The sequence below is a fragment of the Streptomyces sp. NPDC006691 genome (assembly GCF_042869955.1).
GTDB lineage: Bacteria > Actinomycetota > Actinomycetes > Streptomycetales > Streptomycetaceae > Streptomyces.
The window spans coordinates 78,845-103,503 of the sequence record NZ_JBIAGW010000016.1 but is presented as its reverse complement, the minus strand read 5'-3'; the positions used below and the strand labels follow the sequence as shown (position 1 = coordinate 103,503).

Here is a 24,659-nt window from a genome sequence, read left to right as displayed (position 1 = left end):
GCCGGAACCGGCTCAGAACAGCTTGCCCGGGTTCAGCAGACCGAGCGGGTCGAAGGCGTGCTTGACCGCGCGCTGCATCTCGATGCCGACCGGTCCGAGCTCGCGGGCCAGCCACTCCTTCTTCAGGACGCCGACGCCGTGTTCGCCGGTGATGGTGCCGCCCAGCTCCAGGCCGAGCGCCATGATCTCGTCGAAGGACTCGCGGGCGCGCCGCGACTCGCCCTCGTCCTCGGCGTCGAAGCAGACCACCGGGTGGGTGTTGCCGTCGCCGGCGTGGGCGCAGACGCCGATGGTCAGCTCGTACTTGGCGGCGATCGCCGAGGTGCCTTCGAGCATCGCGGCGAGCTTCGAGCGCGGCACGCACACGTCGTCGATCATCGTGGCCGATTTGATCGTCTCCAGAGCGGTGAGCGACAACCGCCGTGCCTGGAGCAGCAGTTCGGACTCGGCCACGTCCTCGGCCGGGACGACCTGGGTGGCGCCCGCGGCGGTGCACAGCTCGCCGACGGCGGCGAGGTCCGCGGCCGGGTCCGGGGAGTCGAAGGCGGCGAGCAGCAGCGCCTCGGTGGTGTCGGGCAGGCCCATGTTCGCCATGCGGTTGACGGCCCGGATGGTGGTGCGGTCCATGAGTTCGAGCAGCGAGGGGGCGTGCCCGCCCTCCATGATCCGGACGACCGCGTCGCAGGCGGCCGCGGCGGAGCCGAACTCGGCGGCGAGCGCGAGCTGGGGCGGCGGCGAGGGCCGCAGCGCGAGCACCGCTTTGACAACGATGCCGAGGCTGCCCTCGGAGCCCACGAAGAGCCGGGTCAGGTCGTACCCGGCGACGCCCTTGGCGGTGCGCCGGCCGGTGCTCATGAGCCGCCCGTCCGCGAGCACGACCTCAAGGCCGAGGACGTACTCGGCGGTCACCCCGTACTTCACGCAGCACAGGCCGCCGGAGGCGGTGCCGATGTTCCCGCCGATGGTGCACATCTCCCAACTGGACGGGTCCGGCGGGTAGTAGAGCCCGTGTTCGTGGACGGCGCGGGACAGCACGGCGTTGACGACGCCGGGCTCCACCACCGCGACCCGGTCGACCGGGCTGATCTCCAGGATGCGGTCCATCTTGACCAGGGACAGCACGATGCAGCCGTCGCTGGCGTTGGCCGCGCCGGACAGGCCGGTGCGCGCGCCCTGCGGCACGACGGGCACCCGCAGCGCGGTCGCCGTGCGCATCACGTGCTGCACCTCTTCGACGGTGCGGGGCAGCACCACCACGGCCGGACGGCCCGCCGCGCAGAAGCTCGCCATGTCGTGGGCGTAGGAGGCGGTGATGTCGGGGTCGGTGACGACGGCGTCCGCCGGGAGGTGCTCGCGCAGCCGTTCGAGAAGATCGTCCATGTCTTCAGCCTGGCACCCGGGGCCATCGGTGTGAACCCTTTCCCCGGCCGGTCGGGCGGGGCCGGTGTGGTCTTCGTATTGACGCACAGTGAACGCCATGGAGATCGCGAAGACCGAACACGATGCGGACGCGGCCCGGCGGGCGGCGTGGCAGTCGACCGCGGCCGCGGCCCAGCGGACCTCGCCGCGGTCCGGGCCGCGCCGGGCCCTGAAGCGGGCGGTCCTGGTGGCCCTCGCGGCGGGCGTGCTGGTCGGCGGCGTCCTGCTGATCATGCCGGACGGCCGGGAGCCGAAGGCCCCGCCGCCCGCTCCGGGTCCGGCGGCCCGGGCCCTGACGGCGGTGACCGGCGGCGCACCCGCTTCGGTGGCCGATGTGACGGCCCTGATCACGGACCGCGCCGCCTGGGTGCGCACCCACCCCGACGACGACGCCTCGTGGACGGTGCTCGGCTCCGCCTATCTGGAGCGGGGCGTGCGGGGTGCCGACTCCTCGTACTACCCGCGCGCCGAGTGGGCGCTCAAGCGCTCGCTCCAGGTGCGCCCGAAGGACAACCTGGACGCGGAGACCGGGCTCGCGGCCCTCGCCAACGCCCGGCACGACTACGCGGCGGCGCGCACCCTGGCCGAATCCGTACGCGCCCGCAAGGCCGACCGCTGGACGCTGTACCCGCCGCTGATCGAGGCGTACAACGGGCTCGGCGACCCGAAGGCGGCGGCCAAGGCGGTGGAGCAGATGCTCGAACTGCGCTCCGGCACACCGGCGTTGACCGAAGCCGCCGAGGTCTACCGGCAGCACGGCTGGCGCGAGGACGCCCTGGTGGCCCTGGACGAGGCGGTCGCGCACGCCACCTCGCCCGTGCAGAAGGCGGCCGCCCTGGTCTCGGCGGGCGACCTGGCGTGGGAGCGGGGCGAGCCGGACGCGGCCCTCGCCCACTACGAGGCGGCGCTGCGCACCGATCCGGGCGCCCACGCGGCGCTCGCGGGCCGGGCCAGGGCCAAGGTGGCGCTCGGCCGCAAGGCGGACGCCCAGCGGGACTACCTGGCGGCGGTCGCGGTCCTGCCGCGGCCCGAATACCTCCTGGAACTGGGCGAGTTGTACGAGTCGCAGGGACTGGACGGCGACGCCCGCGCCTGGTTCGACAAGCTGCACGAACTGGCCGCGAGGGACGGGTCCAACGGCGTGGACGACGCCCTGGTGCTCGGCCGGTTCGAGGCCGACCACGGGGCCGCGCACGCGGCCGTGGACCGTCTCGAAGCCGAGTGGAAGGCCCATCCCAGCGCGGCGGCCGAGGACGCGCTGGGCTGGGCGATGTACCGGGCGGGCGAACCGGAGGAGGGCCTCGCCCATGTGCGCAAGGCCACCGACTCGGGGGTGCGCAGCGCCCTGTTCTCCTACCACCAGGCCACCATCGAACGGGAGTTGGGCCAGTCCGGCGCGGCCCGGCGGCACCTCCAGGACGCACTGCGTACCAATCCGCAGTTCTCACCGGTGCTCGCGCCGAAGGCGGCCGAGGCACTCGCGGCGCTCGGTGAGCCTGCGGACGGCGGGCCACGGGACATGTACGGCCATGTGGCCGCCGCCGCGCAGTCGGGCTCCGGGGGTGGCGGGGGCGGGGGCGGCAGTTCCGCGTCGTCGGGTTCTTCGTCGGGCCAGTCGTCGAGCCAGGGGTCCAAGCGCCCGGCGAGGCCCCGCCCCGCGAAGCCCTCGCGGCGCGGCTGAACCGGCGCGGACGCGGGCCCGGGGCAGGGCCGGGCACAGGACGGGGAGCGGGGCCGGAAAGGCCACGGCCCCACGGGTCAGGTCCGTGGGGCCGCAGACTAGTGACGGTAACTCAATTACCGTACGCGCGTGGTGCGTTGCAGGTCAGAGGTTGCCGCGGAGCTCCTGCTCGCGCTCGATCGCCTCGAACAGGGCCTTGAAGTTGCCCTTGCCGAAGCCCATCGAACCGTGCCGCTCGATCATCTCGAAGAAGACGGTGGGACGGTCCTGGACCGGCTTGGTGAAGATCTGGAGGAGGTAGCCGTCCTCGTCGCGGTCGACCAGGATCTTCAGCTCGCGCAGCGTCTCGACCGGGACCCGGGTCTCGCCGGCCCATTCGCCGAGGGTGTCGTAGTACGAGTCGGGGGTGTCCAGGAACTGGACGCCGGCCGCGCGCATGGAGCGCACCGAGGCGACGATGTCGTTGGTGGCGAGCGCGATGTGCTGGACGCCGGGGCCGCCGTAGAACTCCAGGTACTCGTCGATCTGCGACTTCTTCTTGGCGATGGCCGGCTCGTTGAGCGGGAACTTCACCTTGAGGGTGCCGTCGGCGACGACCTTCGACATGAGCGCGGAGTACTCGGTGGCGATGTCGTCGCCCACGAACTCCTTCATGTTGGTGAAGCCCATGACGTTGTTATAGAACGCCACCCACTCGTTCATCTTGCCGAGCTCGACGTTGCCCACGCAGTGGTCGATCGCCTGGAAGAAGCGCTTCGGCGTCTCCACCAGCGGCGCGGCCTCGACGAATCCGGGCAGGTAGGTGCCGTGGTAGCCGGTGCGCTCGACCAGGGTGTGCCGGGTCTTGCCGTACGTCGCGATCGCGGCGAGGACGACGGTGCCGTGCTCGTCGCCCACCTCGTGCGGCTCCTCGATGCCGGTGGCGCCGTGCTCGGTGGCGTACTTGTACGCGGCGCGCGCGTCCGGCACCTCGATGGCGAGGTCCACCACACCGTCGCCGTGCTCGGCGACGTGCTCGGCCAGGAAGCGTCCCCGGTCGGTCGTCGGCTTGATGACGGAGGTGAAAACGAAGCGGGCGGCGCCGCTGGTCAGCACGTAGCTGGCGGTCTCGCGGCTGCCGTTCTCCGGTCCGGAGTACGCGACCAGCTTCATGCCGAAGGCCGTCGAGTAGTAGTGCGCGGCCTGCTTGGCGTTGCCCACGGCGAAGACGACCGCGTCCATGCCCTTCACCGGGAAGGGGTCGGCCTGCCGCGCGGTTTCGGGGGTCTGATCGATGGTCTCAGTCATGGCCGCAGAGTCTCGCTGTCCGGCAAGCTGCGCAATAGTTCGCGTTTTCACTGGTCAATCTGTGCAGTGGATGGGCAGTATCTAGGGGCGTCTTGTACACGATGACCATCCGGAGGCGGCCATGTCGATCGATCATTTGGACGGGCGTCTGATCGTGCTGCTCGCCCGGGAGCCCCGGATCGGGGTCCTGGAGGCCTCGCGCCGGCTCGGGGTCGCGCGCGGCACGGTCCAGGCGCGGCTCGACCGTCTTCAGTCGAATGGAGTCATCCGGGGCCTCGGCCCCGACGTCGACCCCGCGGCGCTCGGCTACCCCGTCACGGCCTTCGCGACGCTGGAGATCAAACAGGGCCAGGGGGCGGACGTACGGGCCCACTTGGCGTCCGTGCCCGAGGTCCTCGAACTGCACACCACCACCGGCCAGGGCGACATGCTGTGCCGGCTCGTGGCCCGCTCCAACGCCGATCTCCAGCGTGTGATCGACCGGGTTGTCGGTTTTGATGGCATCGTCCGGGCCGCCACGGCGATCGTCATGGAGAACCCGGTCCCGCTGCGGATCATCCCGCTGGTGGAGCAGGCGGCACAGGACTCCGTCCCCGGCGACGGCTGACCGGCGACCGACAGGGGTGAGCGCGCATGGGCTTCTGGGACTTCCTGTCCAGCAGACACCAACAGCTGCTCACCGATGCCTACCAGCACGCGAGCGCGGTGTTCCAGTGCATGGTGATCGCGACCGTGCTCGGCGTTCTCATCGGCGTGGTGACGTACCGCAGCGGCTGGGCGGCGGGCCTGGCCATCACCACCACGTCGTCGATCCTCACGATCCCCTCGCTCGCCATGATCGGCCTGCTGATCCCGCTGGTCGGCCTGGGCGTGGCCCCCACCGTGGTAACCCTGACGCTGTACGGGCTGCTGCCGATCGTGCGCAACTCGATCGTCGGCCTGCGCGGAGTGGACCCCTCCCTGGTGGACGCGGCCAAGGGCATCGGGATGTCACGGGCCGCCCGCATGCTGCGGGTCGAACTCCCGCTGGCCTGGCCGCCGATCCTGACCGGGATCCGGGTCTCCACGCAGATGCTGATGGGCATCGCGGCCATCGCGGCGTACGCCTCGGGCCCCGGCCTCGGCAACGAGATCTTCCGCGGCATCGCCTCGCTCGGCAGCGCCAACGCCATCAACCAGGTGCTCGCCGGCACCCTGGGCATCGTGGTGCTCGCCCTGCTCTTCGACGCGGCGTACGTCCTGATCGGCCGTCTCACCATCCCGAGGGGGATCCGTGTCTGAGCGATTCGAGCACGAGCGGTCCGAGCACGAGCGGTCCGAGCACGAGCGGTCCGAGCACGAGCGGTCCGAGCACGAGCGGTCGGACTACGAACGGTCCGGGTACGGCCGGGGCGAGCACGAGCGGATCGAGGAGGAGCGGATCGAGGAGGAGCGGGCCGAGCACCAGCGGGCCGCGGCCGCGCCCGCGCCGAGCGGGGCCGCGACCTCCGGGGCCTCCATCCAGCTGGAGAACCTCACCAAGCGGTACGCGGGCAACCCCGAACCGTCCGTGGACAACGTCACCATGGAGATCAAGGCGGGCGAGACCGTCATCTTCGTGGGCCCGTCGGGCTGCGGGAAGTCGACCACGCTCAAGATGATCAACCGGCTGATCGAGCCGACGTCCGGCCGCATCCGGATCAACGACGAGGACGTCACCGACATCGACCCGGTGAAGCTGCGCCGCAAGGTCGGCTACGCGATCCAGTCGTCCGGGCTCTTCCCGCACATGACGGTCGCCGAGAACATCGCGCTCGTCCCGAAGATGGTCGGCTGGTCCAAGTCGAAGGTGAAGGACCGGGTGGAGGAGATGCTCGACCTGGTCGGGCTCGACCCGCGCGAGTTCCATGGCCGCTATCCGCGCCAGCTCTCCGGCGGACAGCAGCAACGCGTGGGCGTGGCAAGGGCGTTGGCGGCCGATCCCCCGGTCCTCCTGATGGACGAGCCGTTCGGCGCGGTCGACCCGATCACCCGCGACCACCTCCAGGACGAGCTGATCCGGCTCCAGCACGAACTGCACAAGACGATCGTCTTCGTGACCCATGACTTCGACGAGGCGATCAAGCTCGGCGACCGCATCGCGGTGCTGCGCGAACGCTCGCACATCGCCCAGTTCGACACCCCCGAGGCCATTCTCACCAACCCGGCCGACGACTTCGTCTCCGGTTTCGTGGGTGCGGGCGCCGCCCTCAAGCGGCTCAACCTCACCCGCGTACGGGACGTGGAGATGGCCGAGTTCCCCACGGTCACCGTCGACGACCCGCTCCAGTCGATCTTCAACAAGCTGCGCAGCGGCCCGCACAACGAGCTGCTCATGCTGGACCGCAGGAACCGCCCCTACAAGTGGCTGCGGCGCGGCGACCTGATGCGCGCCAAGGGTTCTCTGGCGCGGGCCGGGCAGTTGGTGCACGACACGGTGACCCGGGACGCGACCCTGCACGACGCCCTGGAGGCCGTGCTCACCGACTCCGGCGGCCGGGTCGCGGTGACCGGGCGGCGCGGCGAATACATCGGCGTCGTCGACATGGAGACGCTGATGAACTCCGTGCACGAACTCCTGGAGGCCGACCGGCTCGCCGCCATCGAGCACCAGCACGACCTCGCGGAGCTCCGCCACCACCAGACCGAACAGGAGCTGGAGGGCGGTGCGGAGACGTCATGACGCCGCCCAGGAGCCCCGCCCCCGCCGACCGTCCGCCGGGCGAGCACGAGGTCAAGGGCCACGCCTTCCGGGACGAGCTGTCCGATCCGCTGGCCGACCCGCTCGCGGAGCCCGAGGACGCGGCGGGCCCGGCACCCGGAAGAACGGCCCGCCGGATCACCTGGCAGAAGCTGGTCATCCTGCCGGCCGTCCTCGCGGTGATCCTCCTCCTCACCTACTTCTGGATCACCAACGTCCACCTGGACGCGATCGCGCGGAACTCGATCGACAACGGCAACGTCCAGCTGCGCCTGTGGCAGCACGTGAAGCTGACCGCGATCTCCACCTTCTGGGTGCTGATCATCGCGATCCCGCTGGGCATCGCGCTGACCCGGCGCGGGGTGAGCCGGGCGGCCCCGCTGGTCACCGCGGTCGCCAACATCGGGCAGGCCACCCCCGCCATCGGCCTGCTCGCCCTCCTGGTGATCTGGCTCGGCATCGGCCCCGGCACCGCGATCATCGGCATGGTGATCTACGCGGTCCTGCCGGTGCTCTCCAACACGGTGGCGGGCCTGAAGGCGATCGACCCCCAGCTCGTCGAGGCGGCCCGGGGCATCGGGATGTCGGCGCCCGGCACCCTGGGCAAGGTCGAACTGCCGCTCGCGGTACCGCTGATCCTGGCGGGGGTGCGCACCGCGCTCGTCCTGAACGTCGGCACCGCCACGCTCGCCACCTTCGGCGGTGGAGGCGGGCTCGGCGACCTGATCACCTCGGGCATCCAGACCCAGCGCATGCCGGTCCTGGTGCTCGGCTCGATCCTCACGGTGGCACTCGCCCTGCTCGTGGACTGGCTGGCCTCGCTGGCCGAGCTGGCGCTGACCCCGCGCGGACTGGAGGTGGAGTGATGCGACACCCGCATCGACACCGGCGACACCCGCGTCGACACCCGCGTACGGCACTGGCCGCCGCCGGGGGCGCGCTCGCGCTGCTGGCCGTGCTGGCCGGCTGCGGGCTCAAGTCCGGCTCCCCGCTGGTGGACGACGTGGTGCCCGGGTCGGTCGGCAAGGGGCTGCCCCTCAAGGGGGCTTCCCTGACGGTCACTTCGAAGAACTTCAGCGAGAACATCATCCTGGGCCAGATGGTCGGCCTGGTCTTCAAGGCGGCCGGTGCCGAGGTCCTGGACCGCACCAACCTGCCCGGCTCGATCAGCGCCCGCGAGGCGATCGTGAAGGGCGACGCGGACGCGATGTACGAGTACACCGGCACGGCCTGGATCACCTACCTCGGCAACAGCAAGCCGATCGTCGACCCGCAGGCGCAGTGGCGGGCGGTGCGCGACGCCGACCGGAAGAACGGCGTGACCTGGCTGCCCCAGTCCACCCTCAACAACACCTACTCGCTGGGCATCAGCCAGGCCAACAACGCCAAGTACCACTTGAAGACGCTCTCGGACGTGGCCGCGCTGTCCCAGAAGGACCCTTCGGCGGTGACGATCTGCGTGGAGAACGAGTTCGCCTCGCGCGAGGACGGGCTGCCCGGCATGGAGAAGGCGTACGGGATGTCGATCCCCGCTTCCAACATCCAGAAGATGGACGCCGGGATCGTCTACACCCAGGTGTCCAAGTCCAACTCCTGTCTGCTCGGCGAGGTGTTCACCACCGACGGCCGCATCAAGGCGATGGACCTGGCGACCGTGGAGGACGACAAGCACTTCTTCCCGAACTACAACGCGGCGCCCGAGCTGCACAGCAGGACGTACGACAAGTACCCGGCGATCGCGGACCTGTTGAACCCGCTCAGCGCCAAGCTGACCACGCAGGTCGCCCGGGAGCTCAACGCCAAGGTCGACGTGGACGGCCAGGACCCGCACGACGTGGCGCTCGACTGGCTGATCCGGGAGGGGTTCATCAAGAAGGGGTGAGGCGAGCCCTGTGGCGGGCGTGGCGGGCGTCGGCGGACGCCGGGGGTCGTCGGCGGACGCCGGGGGTCGTCGGAGGAGGCCGGGGGTCGTCGGAGGAAGGCGGGGCGCCGGGACGGGCGTCACCAAGAAGTCGATGCAAAGAAAGCGTTGCAAGGCTCTCTTTGCATAGCTATCTTTGGACCATGCCCGAGAACAAGCGGCCCGACGCCTCGTCCGCCACGAACGCGAGCGGGGAACGCATCCTCGACGCCCGCTCCCTGCGCGGACTCGCCCACCCCTTGCGGATCCGCATCCTGAAGTCCCTTCGGCACGACGGACCGGCCACCGCCTCGCGCCTGGGCGAGCGGCTGGGCGAGTCGAGCGGCGCGACCAGCTACCACCTGCGCCAGCTCGCCACGCACGGCTTCGTCGAGGACGACCCGGAACGCGGCAAGGGCCGGGAGCGCTGGTGGAAGGCCGTGCACAGCGGCGTGTCGTTCGCCGACGAGTTGCACGCCAGCAACGACCCCGAAGTGCGGGGCGCGGCCAGCCTGTTCCGGCACGAGATCGCCGACATCCACACCCAGGAGGTCTCGACCTGGCTCGCGACCATGGGCGACTGGCCGGAGATCTGGTCCACCAGCTTCGACCTGAGCGACTTCACGCTGGATCTGACGCCAACTCAACTCACCGAGCTGAACGACAAGTTGCACGCCGTGGTCGAGACGTACCGCGGCCTGGCCCAGGATCCGGCGTCTGCCGCCGACGCCGCACAGGTCCGCGTCCATCTGCACTCCTTCCCGCGCTCCACCCCGCCCCGCTGAACCCCGGCGCCCACCGACACCCACAGCACCGGCACCCACAGCGCCGGCACCCGCACCGCTGAAGTCCGCGCCGTCGACACCCGTACCAGCCGAAGGGAATCGCGCCATGCACAGCGACATCCACCTCCTTCTGCACCACCAGCGCGCCGCCGAACTGGCGGCCCTGGCCGCCAGTTCGGCGGCGCGGACCCGCGCCGTCACGCTTCCCCGCGAGCGTCACCTGCGCAACCAACTGGGTTGGCTCCTGGTCGAGTTGGGCCTGCGCCTGACCGAACAGAAGCCCCGTAGGCAAGCCCGCATCGCATGAGCGGGCCGGGGGGACACCGCGACAGACGGCCGCTCGTGGCCGTGCTCACCGCCAACGCCGTTTCCGCGAGCGGCAGTTCACTCACCCTGATCGGGGTGCCGTGGTTCGTGCTCCAGACCACGGGCAGCGCGGGCCGGGCCGGCGTGGTCGCCTTCTGTGCGACGCTGCCGATCGTGGTCTCGGCACTGATCGGCGGCCCGGTCATCGACCGTGTGGGGCGACGCCGGATCTCGGTGGGCTCCGATGTGGTGTGCGGGCTCGCGGTCGCCGCCATCCCGCTCCTGCACCACGCCGGGCTCCTGGAGTTCTGGCTGCTCTGCGCCCTGATGGCGCTCGGCGGGCTCGCCCACACCCCGGGCGCCTCCGCCCGCTACGTCCTGCTGCCCGACCTGGCCGGCCGCTCGGGCACGACCCTGGCGCGCGCGGCCAGCGTCTACGACGCCGTCTCGCGCGGCGCCCGGATGACCGGCGCGGCCCTCGCGGGGGTGCTGATCGCGGTGACCGGGGCCGGGAACGTCCTGCTCATCGACGGGGCCACCTTCGCCGTCTCGGCGGCGCTCGTCGCGACCGGGCTGCGCGGGGTGCGCGAGGCCCGGCCCCGGCGAGACGCTCCGCCGGTCTCCCTCCGCACCTACCGGGCCGAACTCCGCGAGGGATACGCCTACTTGGGCCGTGCCCGGCTGCTGCTCGCGGTGGTCACCATGGTGATGCTGATGAACGGCACCGATCAGGGCTGGAATTCGGTACTCCTCCCGGTGCACGCCGAGCGGAACCTGGGCGGCGCGCCCCAACTCGGCCTGCTCACAGCCCTGTTCGCGGCGGGCGGCCTGTCCGGTGCGCTGCTGTACGGCCTGGTCGGCCACCGCTTCGGGCGCCGGACGGTGTTCACGGCCTGTGTGCTCCTGTGCGGGGCGCCCCGGTACGCGGTCGCCGCGCTGACCGGCACCACCGCGCCGCTCGCGGTCACCATGGTGGTGGCGGGGCTCGCGAGTGGCGCGCTCAACCCGATCCTCACGACGGTGATCTACGAGAAGGTGCCGGACGCGCTGCGCAGCCGGGTCGCGGGGGTGCTCACCGCGGGCTGCGAACTGGCCATGCCGCTCGGCGGGCTCGCCGCGGGCCTCCTCGTCCAGAGCGCTGGGCTGCGCGGCGCGCTGCTCGTGGTCGGCGGGGTGTATCTGCTCGCCACGCTGAGCCCGCTGGTCCTCCCGGCGTGGAAGGACATGGACGCGCCGGCCGTCAGCAGGACGGAACCGGGTCGCCCTTCGGCAGCGCCCGGAGCGCGGACACCGCACCCTTCAGCGTAGTCACGGGGATCAGGCGCAGCCCCTTGGGCAGCTCCGACTTGGCGTCCGAGCACTCGGCCTCCGGCACGAGGAAGACGGTCGCCCCGTCCCGGGCGGCGGCCTGCGTCTTGAGCGCGACCCCGCCGACCGCGCCGACGTCCCCGCCGTCGCTGATCGTCCCCGTCCCGGCGATGGTGCGACCGCCGGTGAGGTCCCCGCCCGAGCCGTCGCCGTTCAGCTTGTCGATGATGCCGAGGGTGAAGAGCAGCCCGGCACTCGGGCCGCCGACGTCGGCGAGGTGCAGATCGACCTTGACCTTGTCCGGGCTCAGACCGAGGTAGCCGAGGGCCGCGACGGACGCGGCGTCCTGCGACTGCTTCATCTGGGCCTGGTTGTGCGCGGAGATCTCCTTCTCGCTGCCGCCGCCCGGATAGACCGAGTCCCGGGGCATCACGGCCCGGTCGGTGCGGAACCAGCCGTCGACGACGTCGGAGATGCCGACGTCCTGGTTGGGCCCGGTGGCCACGATGGTGGTCATCCGCAGCTGACCGGTGGTGGGGCGGGTGGGTGCCCCGGAGATGGTGATCACCGGCTTGCCCTCGTCGTTCCCGAGCACGTTCGCGGTCGGCCCCGGCTGCGCCACCGCGAACGGCAGCGGCGCGAAGCAGGCGACGGCGAGCAGCGCGACGACCGGTGCGGCGCCGATGGCGAGGTTGCGGAGGCGGGAGTGACGAGTGAGCACGCCACCAATCTATCCGTACGCGCTCGGCCGCCCGGGCCGGGTGCGTACGGACGCGGGGGGCGGCCGGGCTGGGCGCGTCGGCCCGGCTCGGGGTGCGGCCGGGCTGGGCGCGTCGGCACGGCTCGGGGCGCGGCTCAGCACGGGGCGCGGCTCAGCGCGGGCCGTCGGCGACTTCCCTCACCGCGTCGGCTCAGCGCAGGGCGTCGGCGACTTCCCTCACCGCGTCGGCTCAGCGCAGGGCGTCGGCGACTTCCCTCGCCGCGTCGACGACCCGGGGCCCGACCCGTTCGGGTACGGCGTCCGCGAGCATCACCACGCCCACGCTGCCCTCTATCCCGGTGACCCCGACCAGCGCCGCGGCCGCGCCGCTCGCCCCGGCCTCCAACTCGCCGTGGGTGAGCGTGAAGCCGGGCTCGGTGAGACCGCCGGACTGGCGGGCGGCGAGGATCGCCCGGCCGGCCGCACCCTTGTCCAGCGGGTGACGGAACCCGGCCCGGTAGGCCACGTGGTAGTCCGTCCAGGTCGGCTCGACCACGGCCACGGCGAGCGCGTCCGAGCCGTCGACGAGGGTGAGGTGGGCGGTCGCGCCTATGTCCTCGGCGAGCGAACGCAGCGCGGGCAGCGCGGCCTCGCGGACCAGCGGGTGCACCTGGCGGCCCAGGCGCAGCACGCCGAGCCCGACCCTGGCCCGGCCGCCCAGGTCGCGGCGGACGAGGGCGTGCTGCTCCAGGGTCGCGAGCAGGCGGTAGACGACCGTGCGGTTGACGCCGAGTTTGTTGGACAACTCGGTGACCGTCAGACCGTGATCGGTGTCGGCGAGCAGCTTGAGGACACGCAGTCCCCGGTCGAGGGTCTGGGAGGTCTCCGCGGTCACGACACCCACTCCTTAAGTGGTGAGTCGCGGCGGCACTCTCACGTGGTTCGCGGCGCCGGTCCCATCGGCGTCGCGCGCAGAGCCCGCCGGCGAGGCCAAGGCACCGGCTGCGCTCCGCGGCGACGCTGCCACGGGGCGTTTGCATGGCGGGGACAGTAGCGAGCGGACACCGCTCAGCGGAAGACCTCGTCCAGAATCCGGGCGCGAGCGGAATTCCGGAGCCGGCGGAATGGACGGAACCGCACCGGCAGATGGACGAATAATGCCCGTGGCCGACGAATTTGGTCCCTGTTCGCGTCTGTTCGGGACCTAAGTCCGTCTTAGCGGGGACCTTGGCCGACCGACACGGATTTGCCGGGACATTACTGTGGCAGACGTTCGAGGGGCGTCCGTGGGGGCCGGTCCTCGTACACATCCCGATCCCTTGGGATCCCGAACGGGGCCCGGCAACGCACGCCGGGCCCCGTTCGTTGTGCGGGGTTCGCCCCCCGGCACAGCCGCTACTTCATGCGGGTGGCCCACTCCTGGACCTTCTTGATCCGCTCGCGGAGCTGCCCGGCCGTCGCCTCCGCGCTCGGCGGGCCGCCGCACACCCGGCGCAGCTCGGTGTGGATCACACCGTGCGGCTTGCCGCTCTGATGGACGTACGCGCCGACCATCGTGTTCAGCGACTTGCGGAGCTCAAGCAGCTCCTTGTGCGAGACGACGGGCCGGCGCTCCGCGGGCATCTCCAGGAGGTCGGCCTCCTCGGCCGGCTTCTGGCGGCTGTGCGCGATCTGCCGGGCCTGCCGCTTCTGGAGCAGCATCTGCACCTGGTCGGGTTCGAGCAGCCCCGGAATGCCGAGATAGTCCTGCTCCTCCTCGCTTCCCGGGTGGGCCTGCATGCCGAATTCGGCGCCGTTGTACATGACCCGGTCGAAGACGGCGTCGGATTCGAGGGCCTCGAAGGGGAGCATGTCCTCCCCGGTGTCCTCGTCCTCCTGCTTGTTCGCCTCGTCCATTTCCTGTTCGGACTCGGCGTACGGGTCTTCTTCCTCGCCGTCCTTCTTCGGCTTGTCGAGCACGTGATCGCGCTCGACCTCCATCTCGTTGGCGAAGCCGAGGAGCATCGGAATGGTGGGCAGGAAAACGGAAGCGGTCTCGCCGCGTCGCCTGGACCGCACGAAACGGCCGACGGCCTGGGCGAAGAAGAGCGGCGTCGAAATGGTGGTCGCGTACACGCCGACGGCCAGACGCGGCACGTCGACGCCCTCCGACACCATGCGGACGGCGACCATCCACCGGTCGTCGCTCTCGGCGAACTCGTCGATCCGCTTCGACGCCCCGGTGTCGTCGGACAGGACGACGGTCGCCTTGGAGCCGGTGATCTCGCGGATCAGCTTGGCGTAGGCGCGGGCGGAGTCCTGGTCGGAGGCGATGACTAGGGCGCCGGCGTCCGGGATCGCCTTGCGGACCTCGGTCAGGCGCCGGTCGGCGGCGCGCAGCACGTTGGGCATCCAGTCGCCGCGCGGGTCCAGCGCGGTGCGCCAGGCCTGCGAGATGGCGTCCTTGGTCATGGGCTCGCCGAGCCGGGCGGCGATCTCGTCCCCGGCCTTGGTGCGCCAGCGCATGTTGCCGCTGTAGCTCATGAATATGACCGGCCGCACGACGCCGTCGGCGAGCGCGTTGCCGTAGCCGTACGTGTAGTCGGCGGAGGAGCGGCGGATGCCGTCGTTGCCCTCCTCGTACGCGACGAAGGGGATGGGGTTGGTGTCGGACCGGAAGGGGGTGCCGGTGAGCGCGAGCCGCCGGGTGGCCGGGTCGAACGCTTCGAGGCAGGCCTCACCCCAGGACTTGCTGTCCCCCGCGTGATGGATCTCGTCGAGGATCACCAGGGTCTTGCGCTGCTCGCACCGGTTGCGGTGCAGCATCGGGCGCACTCCGACACCGGCGTAGGTGACGGCGACGCCGTGGTACTCCTTGCTCAGCGGCCCGGCGCTGTAGTCCGGGTCGAGCTTGATGCCGACCCGGGCGGCGGCGTCCGACCACTGCTTCTTGAGGTGCTCGGTCGGCGCGACGACGGTGATCTGCTGCACGACGTGGTGGTGCAGCAGCCATGACGCGAGCGTCAGCGCGAAGGTCGTCTTGCCGGCGCCGGGGGTGGCGACGGCGAGGAAGTCGCGCGGCTGCTCCTGGACGTACCTCTCCAGAGCACCCTGCTGCCAGGCACGCAGCTTGTTGGCCGTGCCCCAGGGGGCGCGGCCGGGGAAGGCGGGTGAGAGGTGGTGGGAGGCGGTAGTAGTCACGGTCTCCGGTTCGGGTCTCTCGGTGTACGGGATTCTCGGGCATCCGGGCCGGGGGCCCGGCGGGGCTTACGTACGACAACCGGGCCACCTTACCGGCGCGGGGTCGGATACCCGACGGATCGCCTCCCGGCGGGGCGGCTGTGAGAGCGGGCTCACAGCCCTGTGCCTGGGGCCGGGCCCCATGCCCCCGGCCCCCTGGGGCCCGGCCCGGGGGTTTGCCCACCCGCCCGCCCGTGACCCGGGGTTGGCTGGTTCCGGCCCCCGGGGCTCCGCCCCGGACCCCAGGGGTTAGCCCACCCACCCGCCCGTGCGGCCGGGCTGAAGGGTCCGGGCCCTGGGGCTGCGCCCCAGACCCCCAGAGGGGCTGCGCCCCTCGAAACCCCCGCAGGGGGCTGCGCCCCCTGCACCCCCGGTTCGGGGCTCCGCCCCGGACCCCGTATCGCGCCTGAACGGCGCTCGTCCTCAAACGCCGGACAGGCTGAAGTGCCATATGCGGGCCCGCACCGATCAGCCGGACGGGCTGAGGTACCCGATGCCGGCCAGCACCAACGCCGCTAAGGGGCGCGGGGAACTGCGCGACCAGCCCCGCACGATCCGCACCCGAACAAGCGGGGCCCGGGGCGCAGCCCCCGGAAGCCCACCCATCCCCGTTCCGCTCACCCCCGCCCGCCGCGCCTCCCCCATTCCACCCCCGGAGGGTTGCGGGAAGGGGCGGGGAGGGGCAAAACCCCGGGGCCCGGGGCGGAGCCCCAGCGCACCCCGGCCGGGGTCGGGCGGACCCCGGCCAGCTCACGCCCCCCGAACCCGCCCCGCGACGAACGCCCCGGCCCCCGCCACCACCCCCATCGGCAGGAACACCACAGCGAACGCCCCGGGATGCGGCGCGGCCGCCGCCGACACCGCGCCCCCGCCCAGCGCCGCGAACCCCGCCCCGCCCGCCGCGAGCAGCAGCACGTTGGACAGCCCGTCCGATATCTGGAGGGCAGCCGAGTTGGCCCCCGCCTCGTGCGGGGCCGAGAGCTTCAGGAGCAGCACGCTCGTGGAGGCGATGACCATGCCCATGCCGAAGCAGCCGACGCCCCAGGCCACGCCGACCACCCACACCGGTACCGCCTCGAACAGCACGCTCGGCGCGGCCACGATCGCGAGGGCGACGAGCACCATCCCGACCACCATCAGCCGCTCCCGGTGCGCCTCCATCCGGGGCCGGGCCTGGACGTACGAGCCCAGCGCCCATGTGGCCCCGCCGACGGCCAGCGAGAGCCCGGCCATCGTGGGGCTCAGCCCCCGCTGGGTGACCAGCATCAGCGGCACGAACGACTCCGCCGCGATGAAGGATCCCGCCGCGAGCCCGCGCAGCAGCACCACGGCGGGCAGCCCGCGCGCCGCCCGCCAGGTGCCGTGCGGCAGCAGGGCCCGCCGCCCCACCACGGCCGGCCCGAGCAGGGCCGCCCCCGCCGCGAACGGCAGCAGCGACAGCCACCTCAGCTCCTGCCCCGCGTACTGCATCAGCCCCGCGCCGACCGAGATCGCGAGCGCCAGCCCGATCCGGCGCCGCTCGAACGGCGCGGGCGGGGCCGACGGATCGGCGGGCCCCGACGCCATCCGCCGCGTCGCGGGCAGCGCGAGCGCCAGCGGGAACACCACGAGCACGGGGATCCCGATGAACACCCAACGCCAGCCCAGCTGTTCGGTGACCGTCCCCGCCACCAGCGGCCCGACCACCGACGGCACCACCCACCCCGCCGCGAACGCCGCCATGATCGTCGGCTGGAGGCGCGCGGGATAGGCCCGGCCGATGACGACGTACAGCGCGACGATCACGAGCCCGCCGCCGAGCCCCTGCACGGCCCGGCCCGCGATGAACGTCCACATGTTCAGCGCGGTCCCGGACAGCAGCAGCCCCGCCGCGAACGCCGACATCCCGACGGCCAGCGCCCCGAGCGGCCCGCGCCGGTCCGCCCACTGCCCCGCGACGACCATGCCGAACAGGCTCGTCGTGAAGTACGCGGAGAAGGCGAAGGCGTACAGCGAGACCCCGTCGAGCTCGCGCGCCGCCACGGGCATCGCGGTGCCGACGGCCGTCGCCTCGAAGGCGATGAGCAGCACGACGGTGATGATCCCGAAACTCAGCGCACGATGTTCCCGCCCCAGAATCCCGCCCTCGCCGACGCCCTCCCAGGGGCGGTCGGCGAGGCGGGCATCGGACGGTTCAAGAGCGCTCATCCGCTCAGAGTAAGAGGCGTCCTACGGTCTGACCCCTGTCAAAGGACGGGACTCCGGCTACGCCGATGGTCGTAGTCCCACGAACTCCCGTGAACGCCACATGGCAGTCACATTGCAGCCCACCCGTCCCCCTTCCCCTCCCCCGGCCCACCCCCTACGTTCGTACCGACGCACCAGCACACGGCCGTGTGCCCGAGTGGTTCAGGGGCTCGCCTGCAAAGCGAGTTACGTGGGTTCGATTCCCGCCACGGCCTCCACATTCGTTATTCGTTCGCGCACTTGAGCTTCTGCTCGGCGAACTGCGCGCACTGTGCGCACTGCCTGAGCAGGCCGGTCAGGGCCTATCTGGTGCGTGGCGTCTCCGGGACCCGGTCGGTCGTGAGGTTCATCTCGACGTACTTCTGCGACGGCGGCAGCGTAGGCCCCCTCGGGAGCAAGGGCACAACAGCACGGCCCCGTGAACGCCCCCCAGCGAAGTCTGTGCCGTCGCCACCCTCCTTCAGGGGGCCGGGTCCGAGCCGAGCGACCGGCCGCGCGGATCCCGCCGGGGGTTCGGTCTCGCATGCCGACGCGCTCCCACCCTGGGCGACCACGCACTTTTTAGTGCGTACTTGATCATCCGGTGCGCCGCGACGAGCCTGATCCACATGCCTCAGACACAGATGACACAGAATGATTCCGAGACTCCGACCCTGCCCGCCGCCACCCCTCTCACCCTCCTCGGCCTCGGCGCCATGGGCACGGCCCTGGCCCGTGCCTGGATGGCCGCCGGGCATCCGCTCACCGTGTGGAACCGCAGCGCCGCCCGCGCCGCGGCGCTCGCCTCCGACGGGGCTCGTGTCGCCGAGAGTGCCGCCGCGGCGGTGGCCGCCAACTCCCTTGTCGTTGTCTGCCTGTTGGACGACGACTCGGTGGGCGAGGTGCTCGCCGAAGTCGATCTGACCGGCAAGGACGTGGTCAATCTGACCACCAGCACCCCGGCTCTGGCCCGGGCCCGCGCCGCTTGGGCACGCGAGCGCGGAGCCCGCTATCTGGACGGCGGGATCATGGCCGTACCGCCGATGATCGGCGTACCGGAAGCGGGCGGCTACGCCTTCTACAGCGGCTCCCCCGAGCTGTTCGAGGAGCACGGCGCGGCTCTGGCCGTACCGGCCGGCACCACCTATGTCGGCGAGGACGCGGGATTCGCCGCGCTGTACGACGTGGCCCTGCTCAGCGCCATGTACGGGATGTTCGCCGGGGCCGCGCACGCCTTCGCCCTGATCCGCTCGGAGGACATCGACCCCGCCACGCTGGCCCCGCTGCTCGCCGACTGGCTGGGCGCGATGGCCCCGGCGGTGCACCGGACCGCCGAGCAGCTCAACAGCGGCGACTACACGACCGGCGTCGTGTCGAACCTCGGTATGCAGGCGGGCGGGGTGCCGGCCTTCCTCGACACCGCGGAACAGCAGGGCGTCAGTCCCGAACTGATCGCCCCCTACTTCGCGTTGATGCGCCGCCGTCTCGCCGAGGGCAGCCCCGAGGAGGACCTGACCGGCGTGGTCGACCTCCTCGTGCGCCCTCGGCCGGCGGCCGCCGCCTAGGGCCTGTCCGGCGGATCCTGTCCGGCGGATCCCGTCCGGCGGATCCCGTCCGGGGCGCGCGGTCCTGGCAGGCCCTAGCCCTGCTGGACCACCGCCGCCTGCGGCCGGATGGGAAGGCGGTTGACCGGGCGGCCGGTCGCGGCGCGGACCGCGGAGGCGATCGCGGCCGGCGAGGTGACGACCGGGACCGCGCTCGCGGCCTTCGCGCCGAAGGGGGCGACCACGTCCCGCTCCTCGACCAGCTTCACGATCCGGATGTCGGGCGCGTCCAGGGACGTCGGCAGGGCGTAGCCCGTGAGGTCGGGGTGGCGGATCTGGCCGCGTACCGTCCGCAGGTTCTCGGTCAGGGCCGCGCCCACGCCCTGGGTGACCCCGGCCTCGATACGGGCCGCGAGCTGACGGGGGTTCAGGATGCGGCCGACGTCCTGGGCCACGGCGAGTTCGACGACGCGGACCGAGCCGAGTTCGATGTCGACGTCCACGACCGCCCGGATCGCACAGAACGCCAGGCCGACGAACGCGTCGCCCTGGCCCGCCTCGTCGAGCGGCTCGGTGGGGTGCGGGCGGCACTGGGCGGTGGCCCAGAGTTCCTTGCCGTCCATGGCCTCGCTGACCGTGGTCGACAGGACGCCGTCGTACGAGGTGATCTTGCCGTCGGCGATCTGGAGCAGCTCCGTGGACATGCCGAACTTGTGGGCCAGCGGCTGGAGCAGCTGGGTGCGGACCATCTTGGCCGCGCGCTCGACCGCGCCACCGGACACCCAGGTGTGGCGGCCGTGGGTGGCGGGGCCGGCGGGCGGCTGGTCGGTGTCGACGGGCGCCACGTGCACCTCGTCGATGCCCAGGGTCTCCTGGACGATCTGGCGGGCGAGGGTGGTGAAGCCCTGGCCGGTCTCGACGGCCGCGCAGATGACCGTGGCGACGCCGTCCTGGACCTTCACGGTGGCGGTGGACACCTCGTCGGCGCCCTCGGCGCCGAGCATGTGGACCATGCCGAGCGCGTAGCCCACTCCGCGCCGGACCGCGTCCGGCTCGCCCGCGCCCTCGGGGCCGCCCGGCAGCAGCCAGTCGTCCTCGGGGGCGTCCTTGGGGAGCGTGGGGAGGGGGAAGTCCCTTACGGCGCGCAGGAGTTCGGCCACCGGGGCCGGGCACGTCACCGTCTGCCCGGTGGGCAGCAGGTCGCCCGTCGCGAGCACGTTGCGCATCCGCAGTTCGGCCGGGTCGATGCCCAACTTCCCCGCCAGCTTGTCCATTTGGCCCTCGTACGCCGCGCACACCTGGAGTGCGCCCTCGCCCCGGACGTGCCCGGAGGGCGGGTTGTTGGTGCGCACCGCCCAGCCCTCCACGAAGGCGTGCGGCACGACGTACGGGCCGCAGGCGAACGCGACGGCGGCGGCCAGGGATTCGGACGACGCCTCGGCGTAGGCGCCCGCGTCCAGCAGGATCTGCGCCTCGACCTTGACCAGGCGGCCCTCCGCGTCCGCGTGGTGGCGGTAGCGCAGCAGGGTGGGGTGGCGGTGGGCGTGGCCGAGGAAGGACTCCTCGCGGGTCGCGGTCAGCTTGACCGGGCACCCGGTCCTCAACGCGAGCAGCCCCAGCGGGAGTTGGAAGCCGAGGTCCTCGCGGTCGCCGGTCGCGCCGGGTACTCCGGTGACGACGACCTTGACCCGGTCCCGCTCCAGGCCGAAGCAGGCGGCGGCCAGATCGCGGTCGCTGTGCGGGTCGGTGGAGGCGGTGTACAGCTCGACGCCGCCGTCGGGGCGCGGCACCGCGAGGCCCGCCTCGGCGCCGATCGGCGCCGGGTCCTGGCGGCCGATCCGGTACAGGCCCTCGACCACGACCTCGCCGGTCGCCTCGGGGTCGCCGTACTGGAGCGGGATGTGCCGGATCAAGTTGCCGTCGGGGTGCAGGGGTTCGGCCCCGAACGCCTTCTCCGGGTCGGTGACCGGTTCGAGCACCTCGTACTCGACGGCGATCGCCGCGGCCGCCAGGCGCGCGGTGTCGGGGTGGTCGGCGGCCACCGCGGCGATGGGCTCGCCCTGGTGGCGTACGTACTCGGACGCGAAGACCGGGCGGTCGGCGATCCGGCGGCCGAACGCGGGGTCGCCCGGCACGTCGGCGTGGGTCACCACGGCCCGTACGCCCGGCATGGCGACGGCGGCCGCGGTGTCGACGGAGACGATGCGCGCGGACGCGTGCGGGGCGCGCAGCACGGCCGCCCACAGCAGGCCCTCGGCCCACAGGTCGGCCGCATAGGGGAACGTCCCCTCGGTCTTGGCCCGCGCGTCGCCCGGCGCGAGGGACGCGCCGATCCCGTGCGCGGGCGGCTCCGGCTCCGGCCCCGCCACCGGGGTGGCGCCTTCGACCGTCGCGGTGGCTGCGTCGTTGCTCACGCCATGCCTCCGTCGTGCGTGTGCGGGGGCTTGGCACTGCCGGCCCCGGGGGGTGCCTGGTGCGGAATGCGGGCCTCGTCGGCCAGGGCCGCGCCGGCCGCCTCGCGGCCCGCGACGACGTCCTTCACGGCGTCGAGCACACCGCGGTAGCCGGAGCAGCGGCAGAGGTTGCCGCAGAGCGCCTGGCGCGTTTCGAGCTCGGTGGGTGCGTGGTTGCCTTCGAGCAGGTCGTGCACGGTCATGGCCATGCCGGGAATGCAGAAGCCGCACTGCACGGCTCCGCTCTCGGCCAGGGCCCGCTGCACGTCGGAGGGTTCGCCGTCGGTGGCGAGCCCCTCGACGGTACGGACCTCACTGCCGGCCGTGGTCGCCGCGGGAACCAGGCAGGAGGCGACGAGCCGCCCGTCCACCTGGACGTTGCACGCCCCGCACTCGCCCTGCGAGCAGCCGTCCTTGGCCCCGGCGAGTCCGAGCCGCTCACGCAGCACGTAGAGCAGCGACTCACCGACCCACGCCTCGGTGACGGGCCGGTCGGCGCCGTTCACGCGCAACACATAGGAGGCGCGGGGGTGTTCGAGGTCCGGCGCCCCGGTGAGAGCGGGTTCGGGTGCGGCACCTTCGGGCTCGGGTGCGGCACCTTCCTGGCCGGGCTCGGGCGCGGCGCCGTCCTGGCCGGGCTCGGGTGCGGCGCCGTCCTGGCCGGGCTCGGGCGCGGCGCCGTCCTGGCCGGGCTCGGGTGCGGCTGCGGCCTCGGACGCGGGTTCGTGTGCGGGCTCAACTCCCGCGGTGGGTACGGAGACTGCGGTGGGAGCGGAGACTGCGGGGACGGAGTGGAACGGCTCGGCTGCGACCTGGGGCTCGGGGCTCTCGGCAGCCTCGGGGCTCTCGGGAGTCTGGGGATTCTCGGAAGCCTCGTGGTTCTCGGGGGCCCTGTCGCCTCCATGAACCTCGTGGGCTTCATGAACCCCATGGGTCTCGTGGGCACCATGAGCCTCGTGGACCTCATGAACCTCGCGGGCTTCGTGATCGCCGTGGGTCTCGTGGTCGCCAGGGGCCTCGTGCGCCTCACGGGTTCCATGAGCCTCGGGACCCTCAGGCGCTTCGAGTCCGCCCAGGGCTGCGGGCGGAGTTCCGCCCAGGATTCCGTGAGGCTCGACCCCCGCATCGGACGCCGCGTCCGCCAGCGCCTCGGGCCCGGCATCTGCCGACGTCTGTGGGACCGCTTCGGCGAGGGGCTCGACGGTCACCGGCGCTTCCGGGGGCGGCTCCGGCGCGAACGCCGTCACAGGCGCCGTCACGGGCGCCGCCGGGGCCTCGGGAACCTCCGGCGCGGCGGGCGCCGGTGCATCCACCGGCTCCGGCGCGGGCGGCACGGGAAGCTGGTTCGCCCAGGGGGCGGGAGCGCCGCCGGGAAGGGTCGCGGGCGGGGTGGAACCCCACTGCTCGATCAGTGACGAGGTGGTGAACTCGCCCGATTCTTCCGGGAGTTCACCGTCGGCGACCGGAATCGTCCACTGTCCGGTCCCGGCAAGGGAGGGCTCGTCCGCGAAGTTCCACTGGGCCGTCGCGGACGGGTCGTGAGCGGGGTGCGTCGGGGTCGCGGGCACCGGGGTGGGCGCGGGGGGCTCCGGCCACACCACGGTCTGCGCGCCGGGCGCGGGCTCGCCTTCGGACCCGCCGGGCGTGCCCTGGCCGGTCAGCTCGGCCGGGACGCGCCAGACGCCGGTGGCCCCGGGGTCCGTCGCGGCGGCCGGGGTGAGCGGCACGATCATCGGCGGTACGTAGCCGTGGCCGGGTGCCGCGAGAGGGGCGCCCATCAGGTCCATGTCCGGGGGCAGCTGGACGAACGCGGTCGCGTCCGGCTCGTACTCGCCACCGTGCGGAACCGGCTCCCAGCCGCCGTGCCGGGGCACCTGCCCGTAACCGTGCTCGCTCTCGTGCGCGCGCCCGGGCTCGTACGGGCCTCTCCAGTCGTCGTGCGGGGCGTCGTTCCAGTCGTCGTGCGGGGCGTTGTTCCGACCGTCGTTGCGACCGTTGCCCCGGTCGTCGTTCCGGTCGTCGTTCCTGTCGTCGTTCCGGTCGTTGTTCCGGTCGTTGTGCTGGCTGGTCACGACAGCGCCCTCCCCAGTGCTCGTCGGGCCAACGCGGCGACGGTACGCCGCAGATGCAGTACGGCGGGCGAGAGGGGTGGAGGCGGTGAGCCGTCCGCGGGTGGCTCCGGATCGGGGATGCAGGCGGCGGCCACGTACTCACCGAACGCGCCCAGCGCCTCCGGGGCCAGTGCCGCGCGCTCGCCGTCCCAGTCGATGAGCGAGGCGATCCAGCGCTCGGCCTCCAGGGGGCGCAGCGGCATCGGCGCGATGGCGCCGACCGCGCAGCGCACCCCGCGCCGGGCCGGGTCGAGCACGACGGCGACCGAGGCGGTGGCCCGGCCGGGGCCGGTGCGGCCGGTGGCCTTGAGGAAAACTTGGGGCGCGTGCAGCAACGGCACCCGGACATATCCGATCAACTCGGCCGGGGCCAGCATGTCCCGCCCGGCCAGCAGATGCGACACGGGAATTTCACGTCGGGCGCCGTCCGGACCCGCGATGACGAGGGTGGCTTCGAGCGCGGCGAGCACCGGCAGCGCGTCACCGGTCGGGGCGGCGGAGGCGATGTTGCCGCCGAGGGTGCCCGCATTGCGGATCTGCGGCGGGCCGGCGGCGCGCGCGGCCGCCGCGAGCGCCGGGATGAGCGCCGCGAAGTCCGGGCGCCCCATCCGGGCGTGCGTGAGACCGGCGCCGAGCAGGGCGTGGCCGTCCTGGTACTGCCAGCCGCGGATCTCGTTGATCCGGCCGAGTCCGACGAGCCCGGCGGGGCGCAACAGGCCCCGGTTGACGGCCGCCATCAGATCGGTGCCGCCCGCGACGGGCACGGCGGCAGGCATGGCCGCGAGCGCCGCCACGGCCTCGTCCAGTGAGGCAGGCAGCGTCACGGACTGCGCCGCCTGCGGTGCGTGCGTGGTCAACCCAGCTGCCCCTTCCCGGTGTCCCGGCCGTACGACTGTGCCGTCTGTGGCCACCTGCTGATGGCCGTACCGTACGTGCTCACAGCCCGGACGTGGCAACTCTGGCACATCTTCCGGACCGGCCGACGGCAGGGTCCTTGAAGCGCGCTTCCGTCCCCGACCTGG

At 72.5% G+C, this 24,659-nt stretch carries 19 protein-coding genes and 1 tRNA gene; 11 read left to right on the top strand and 9 right to left on the bottom strand.

Annotation, left to right across the window (positions count from 1 at the left end; genetic code table 11):
• Positions 1-12: 12 nt before the first annotated feature.
• Positions 13-1,380, bottom strand: a complete 1,368-nt coding sequence (locus tag ACFYNP_RS28860) for an FAD-binding oxidoreductase (protein WP_388789403.1) — start codon at positions 1,378-1,380, stop codon at positions 13-15.
• A 97-nt stretch (positions 1,381-1,477) separates the two neighbouring features.
• Here ACFYNP_RS28860 and ACFYNP_RS28855 point away from each other — a divergent pair, with 97 nt between their 5' ends.
• The gene (locus ACFYNP_RS28855; protein WP_388789400.1) at positions 1,478-3,100 is read left to right on the top strand and encodes a tetratricopeptide repeat protein; all 1,623 of its coding nucleotides are present in this window, start codon (positions 1,478-1,480) and stop codon (positions 3,098-3,100) included.
• Positions 3,101-3,244: 144 nt separating this feature from the next.
• Here the strand turns inward: ACFYNP_RS28855 and hppD are convergent, their stop codons facing one another.
• A complete protein-coding gene (gene hppD / locus ACFYNP_RS28850) occupies positions 3,245-4,387 on the bottom strand; it encodes a 4-hydroxyphenylpyruvate dioxygenase (protein WP_388417048.1) in 1,143 nt (380 codons plus the stop codon).
• Positions 4,388-4,508: 121 nt separating this feature from the next.
• On the opposite strand from hppD, the gene ACFYNP_RS28845 reads away from it, so the two are divergent.
• The 8 genes from ACFYNP_RS28845 to ACFYNP_RS28810 all read left to right on the top strand — a co-directional run bounded on the left by ACFYNP_RS28845 (position 4,509) and on the right by ACFYNP_RS28810 (position 11,405).
• Positions 4,509-4,994, top strand: a complete 486-nt coding sequence (locus ACFYNP_RS28845) for an Lrp/AsnC family transcriptional regulator (protein WP_388417045.1) — start codon at positions 4,509-4,511, stop codon at positions 4,992-4,994.
• 26 nt (positions 4,995-5,020) lie between these two features.
• Positions 5,021-5,668, top strand: coding sequence for an ABC transporter permease (locus ACFYNP_RS28840; protein ID WP_388417041.1), 648 nt, complete (start codon positions 5,021-5,023; stop codon positions 5,666-5,668).
• A gap of 139 nt (positions 5,669-5,807) precedes the next feature.
• On the top strand, positions 5,808-7,088 hold the full coding sequence (locus ACFYNP_RS28835) for a betaine/proline/choline family ABC transporter ATP-binding protein (protein ID WP_388789522.1): 1,281 nt from the start codon (positions 5,808-5,810) through the stop codon (positions 7,086-7,088).
• Positions 7,085-7,972: an ABC transporter permease gene (locus ACFYNP_RS28830; RefSeq protein WP_388789398.1), complete on the top strand. Its 888-nt coding sequence runs from the start codon at positions 7,085-7,087 to the stop codon at positions 7,970-7,972. The genes ACFYNP_RS28835 and ACFYNP_RS28830 overlap by 4 nt, the downstream gene beginning before the upstream one ends.
• On the top strand, positions 7,972-8,988 hold the full coding sequence (locus ACFYNP_RS28825; RefSeq protein WP_388417036.1) for a glycine betaine ABC transporter substrate-binding protein: 1,017 nt from the start codon (positions 7,972-7,974) through the stop codon (positions 8,986-8,988). Before ACFYNP_RS28830 ends, ACFYNP_RS28825 begins: the two co-directional genes overlap by 1 nt.
• A gap of 182 nt (positions 8,989-9,170) precedes the next feature.
• Positions 9,171-9,791: an ArsR/SmtB family transcription factor gene (locus ACFYNP_RS28820; protein WP_388417033.1), complete on the top strand. Its 621-nt coding sequence runs from the start codon at positions 9,171-9,173 to the stop codon at positions 9,789-9,791.
• Between the two features lie 106 nt (positions 9,792-9,897).
• Positions 9,898-10,098 carry a hypothetical protein gene (locus tag ACFYNP_RS28815; RefSeq protein WP_388417030.1) on the top strand — a complete coding sequence of 67 codons (201 nt, stop codon included), beginning with the start codon at positions 9,898-9,900 and terminating at the stop codon, positions 10,096-10,098.
• Positions 10,095-11,405, top strand: coding sequence for an MFS transporter (locus ACFYNP_RS28810; RefSeq protein WP_388417027.1), 1,311 nt, complete (start codon positions 10,095-10,097; stop codon positions 11,403-11,405). Before ACFYNP_RS28815 ends, ACFYNP_RS28810 begins: the two co-directional genes overlap by 4 nt.
• Here the strand turns inward: ACFYNP_RS28810 and ACFYNP_RS28805 are convergent.
• The 4 genes from ACFYNP_RS28805 to ACFYNP_RS28790 form a co-directional block, all read right to left on the bottom strand.
• A complete protein-coding gene (locus ACFYNP_RS28805) occupies positions 11,338-12,126 on the bottom strand; it encodes a S16 family serine protease (protein ID WP_388417024.1) in 789 nt (262 codons plus the stop codon). The genes ACFYNP_RS28810 and ACFYNP_RS28805 overlap by 68 nt on opposite strands.
• A 229-nt stretch (positions 12,127-12,355) precedes the next feature.
• A complete protein-coding gene (locus tag ACFYNP_RS28800) occupies positions 12,356-13,000 on the bottom strand; it encodes an IclR family transcriptional regulator (RefSeq protein ID WP_388417021.1) in 645 nt (214 codons plus the stop codon).
• Positions 13,001-13,500: 500 nt separating this feature from the next.
• Positions 13,501-15,285, bottom strand: coding sequence for a DEAD/DEAH box helicase (locus ACFYNP_RS28795; protein WP_388417018.1), 1,785 nt, complete (start codon positions 15,283-15,285; stop codon positions 13,501-13,503).
• A 789-nt stretch (positions 15,286-16,074) separates the two neighbouring features.
• On the bottom strand, positions 16,075-17,511 hold the full coding sequence (locus tag ACFYNP_RS28790; protein ID WP_388789395.1) for an MFS transporter: 1,437 nt from the start codon (positions 17,509-17,511) through the stop codon (positions 16,075-16,077).
• Between the two features lie 182 nt (positions 17,512-17,693).
• Between ACFYNP_RS28790 and ACFYNP_RS28785 the strand changes: the two genes are divergently transcribed.
• Positions 17,694-17,768 (top strand) — tRNA-Cys (locus ACFYNP_RS28785).
• 405 nt (positions 17,769-18,173) lie between these two features.
• Positions 18,174-19,094: an NAD(P)-binding domain-containing protein gene (locus ACFYNP_RS28780; protein WP_388417013.1), complete on the top strand. Its 921-nt coding sequence runs from the start codon at positions 18,174-18,176 to the stop codon at positions 19,092-19,094.
• Between the two features lie 74 nt (positions 19,095-19,168).
• On the opposite strand, the gene ACFYNP_RS28775 is transcribed toward ACFYNP_RS28780, so the two are convergent.
• The 3 genes from ACFYNP_RS28775 to ACFYNP_RS28765 are packed head-to-tail and all read right to left on the bottom strand — an operon-like array spanning position 19,169 to position 24,494.
• Positions 19,169-21,487 (bottom strand): xanthine dehydrogenase family protein molybdopterin-binding subunit, encoded by a 2,319-nt coding sequence (locus tag ACFYNP_RS28775; protein ID WP_388417010.1) that lies wholly within the window; start codon positions 21,485-21,487, stop codon positions 19,169-19,171.
• A complete protein-coding gene (locus ACFYNP_RS28770) occupies positions 21,484-23,598 on the bottom strand; it encodes a 2Fe-2S iron-sulfur cluster-binding protein (protein ID WP_388789392.1) in 2,115 nt (704 codons plus the stop codon). Before ACFYNP_RS28770 ends, ACFYNP_RS28775 begins: the two co-directional genes overlap by 4 nt.
• Entirely contained in the window at positions 23,595-24,494 is a 900-nt protein-coding gene (locus tag ACFYNP_RS28765) for an FAD binding domain-containing protein (protein WP_388789390.1), read from the bottom strand. The genes ACFYNP_RS28770 and ACFYNP_RS28765 overlap by 4 nt, the downstream gene beginning before the upstream one ends.
• Positions 24,495-24,659: the final 165 nt, after the last annotated feature.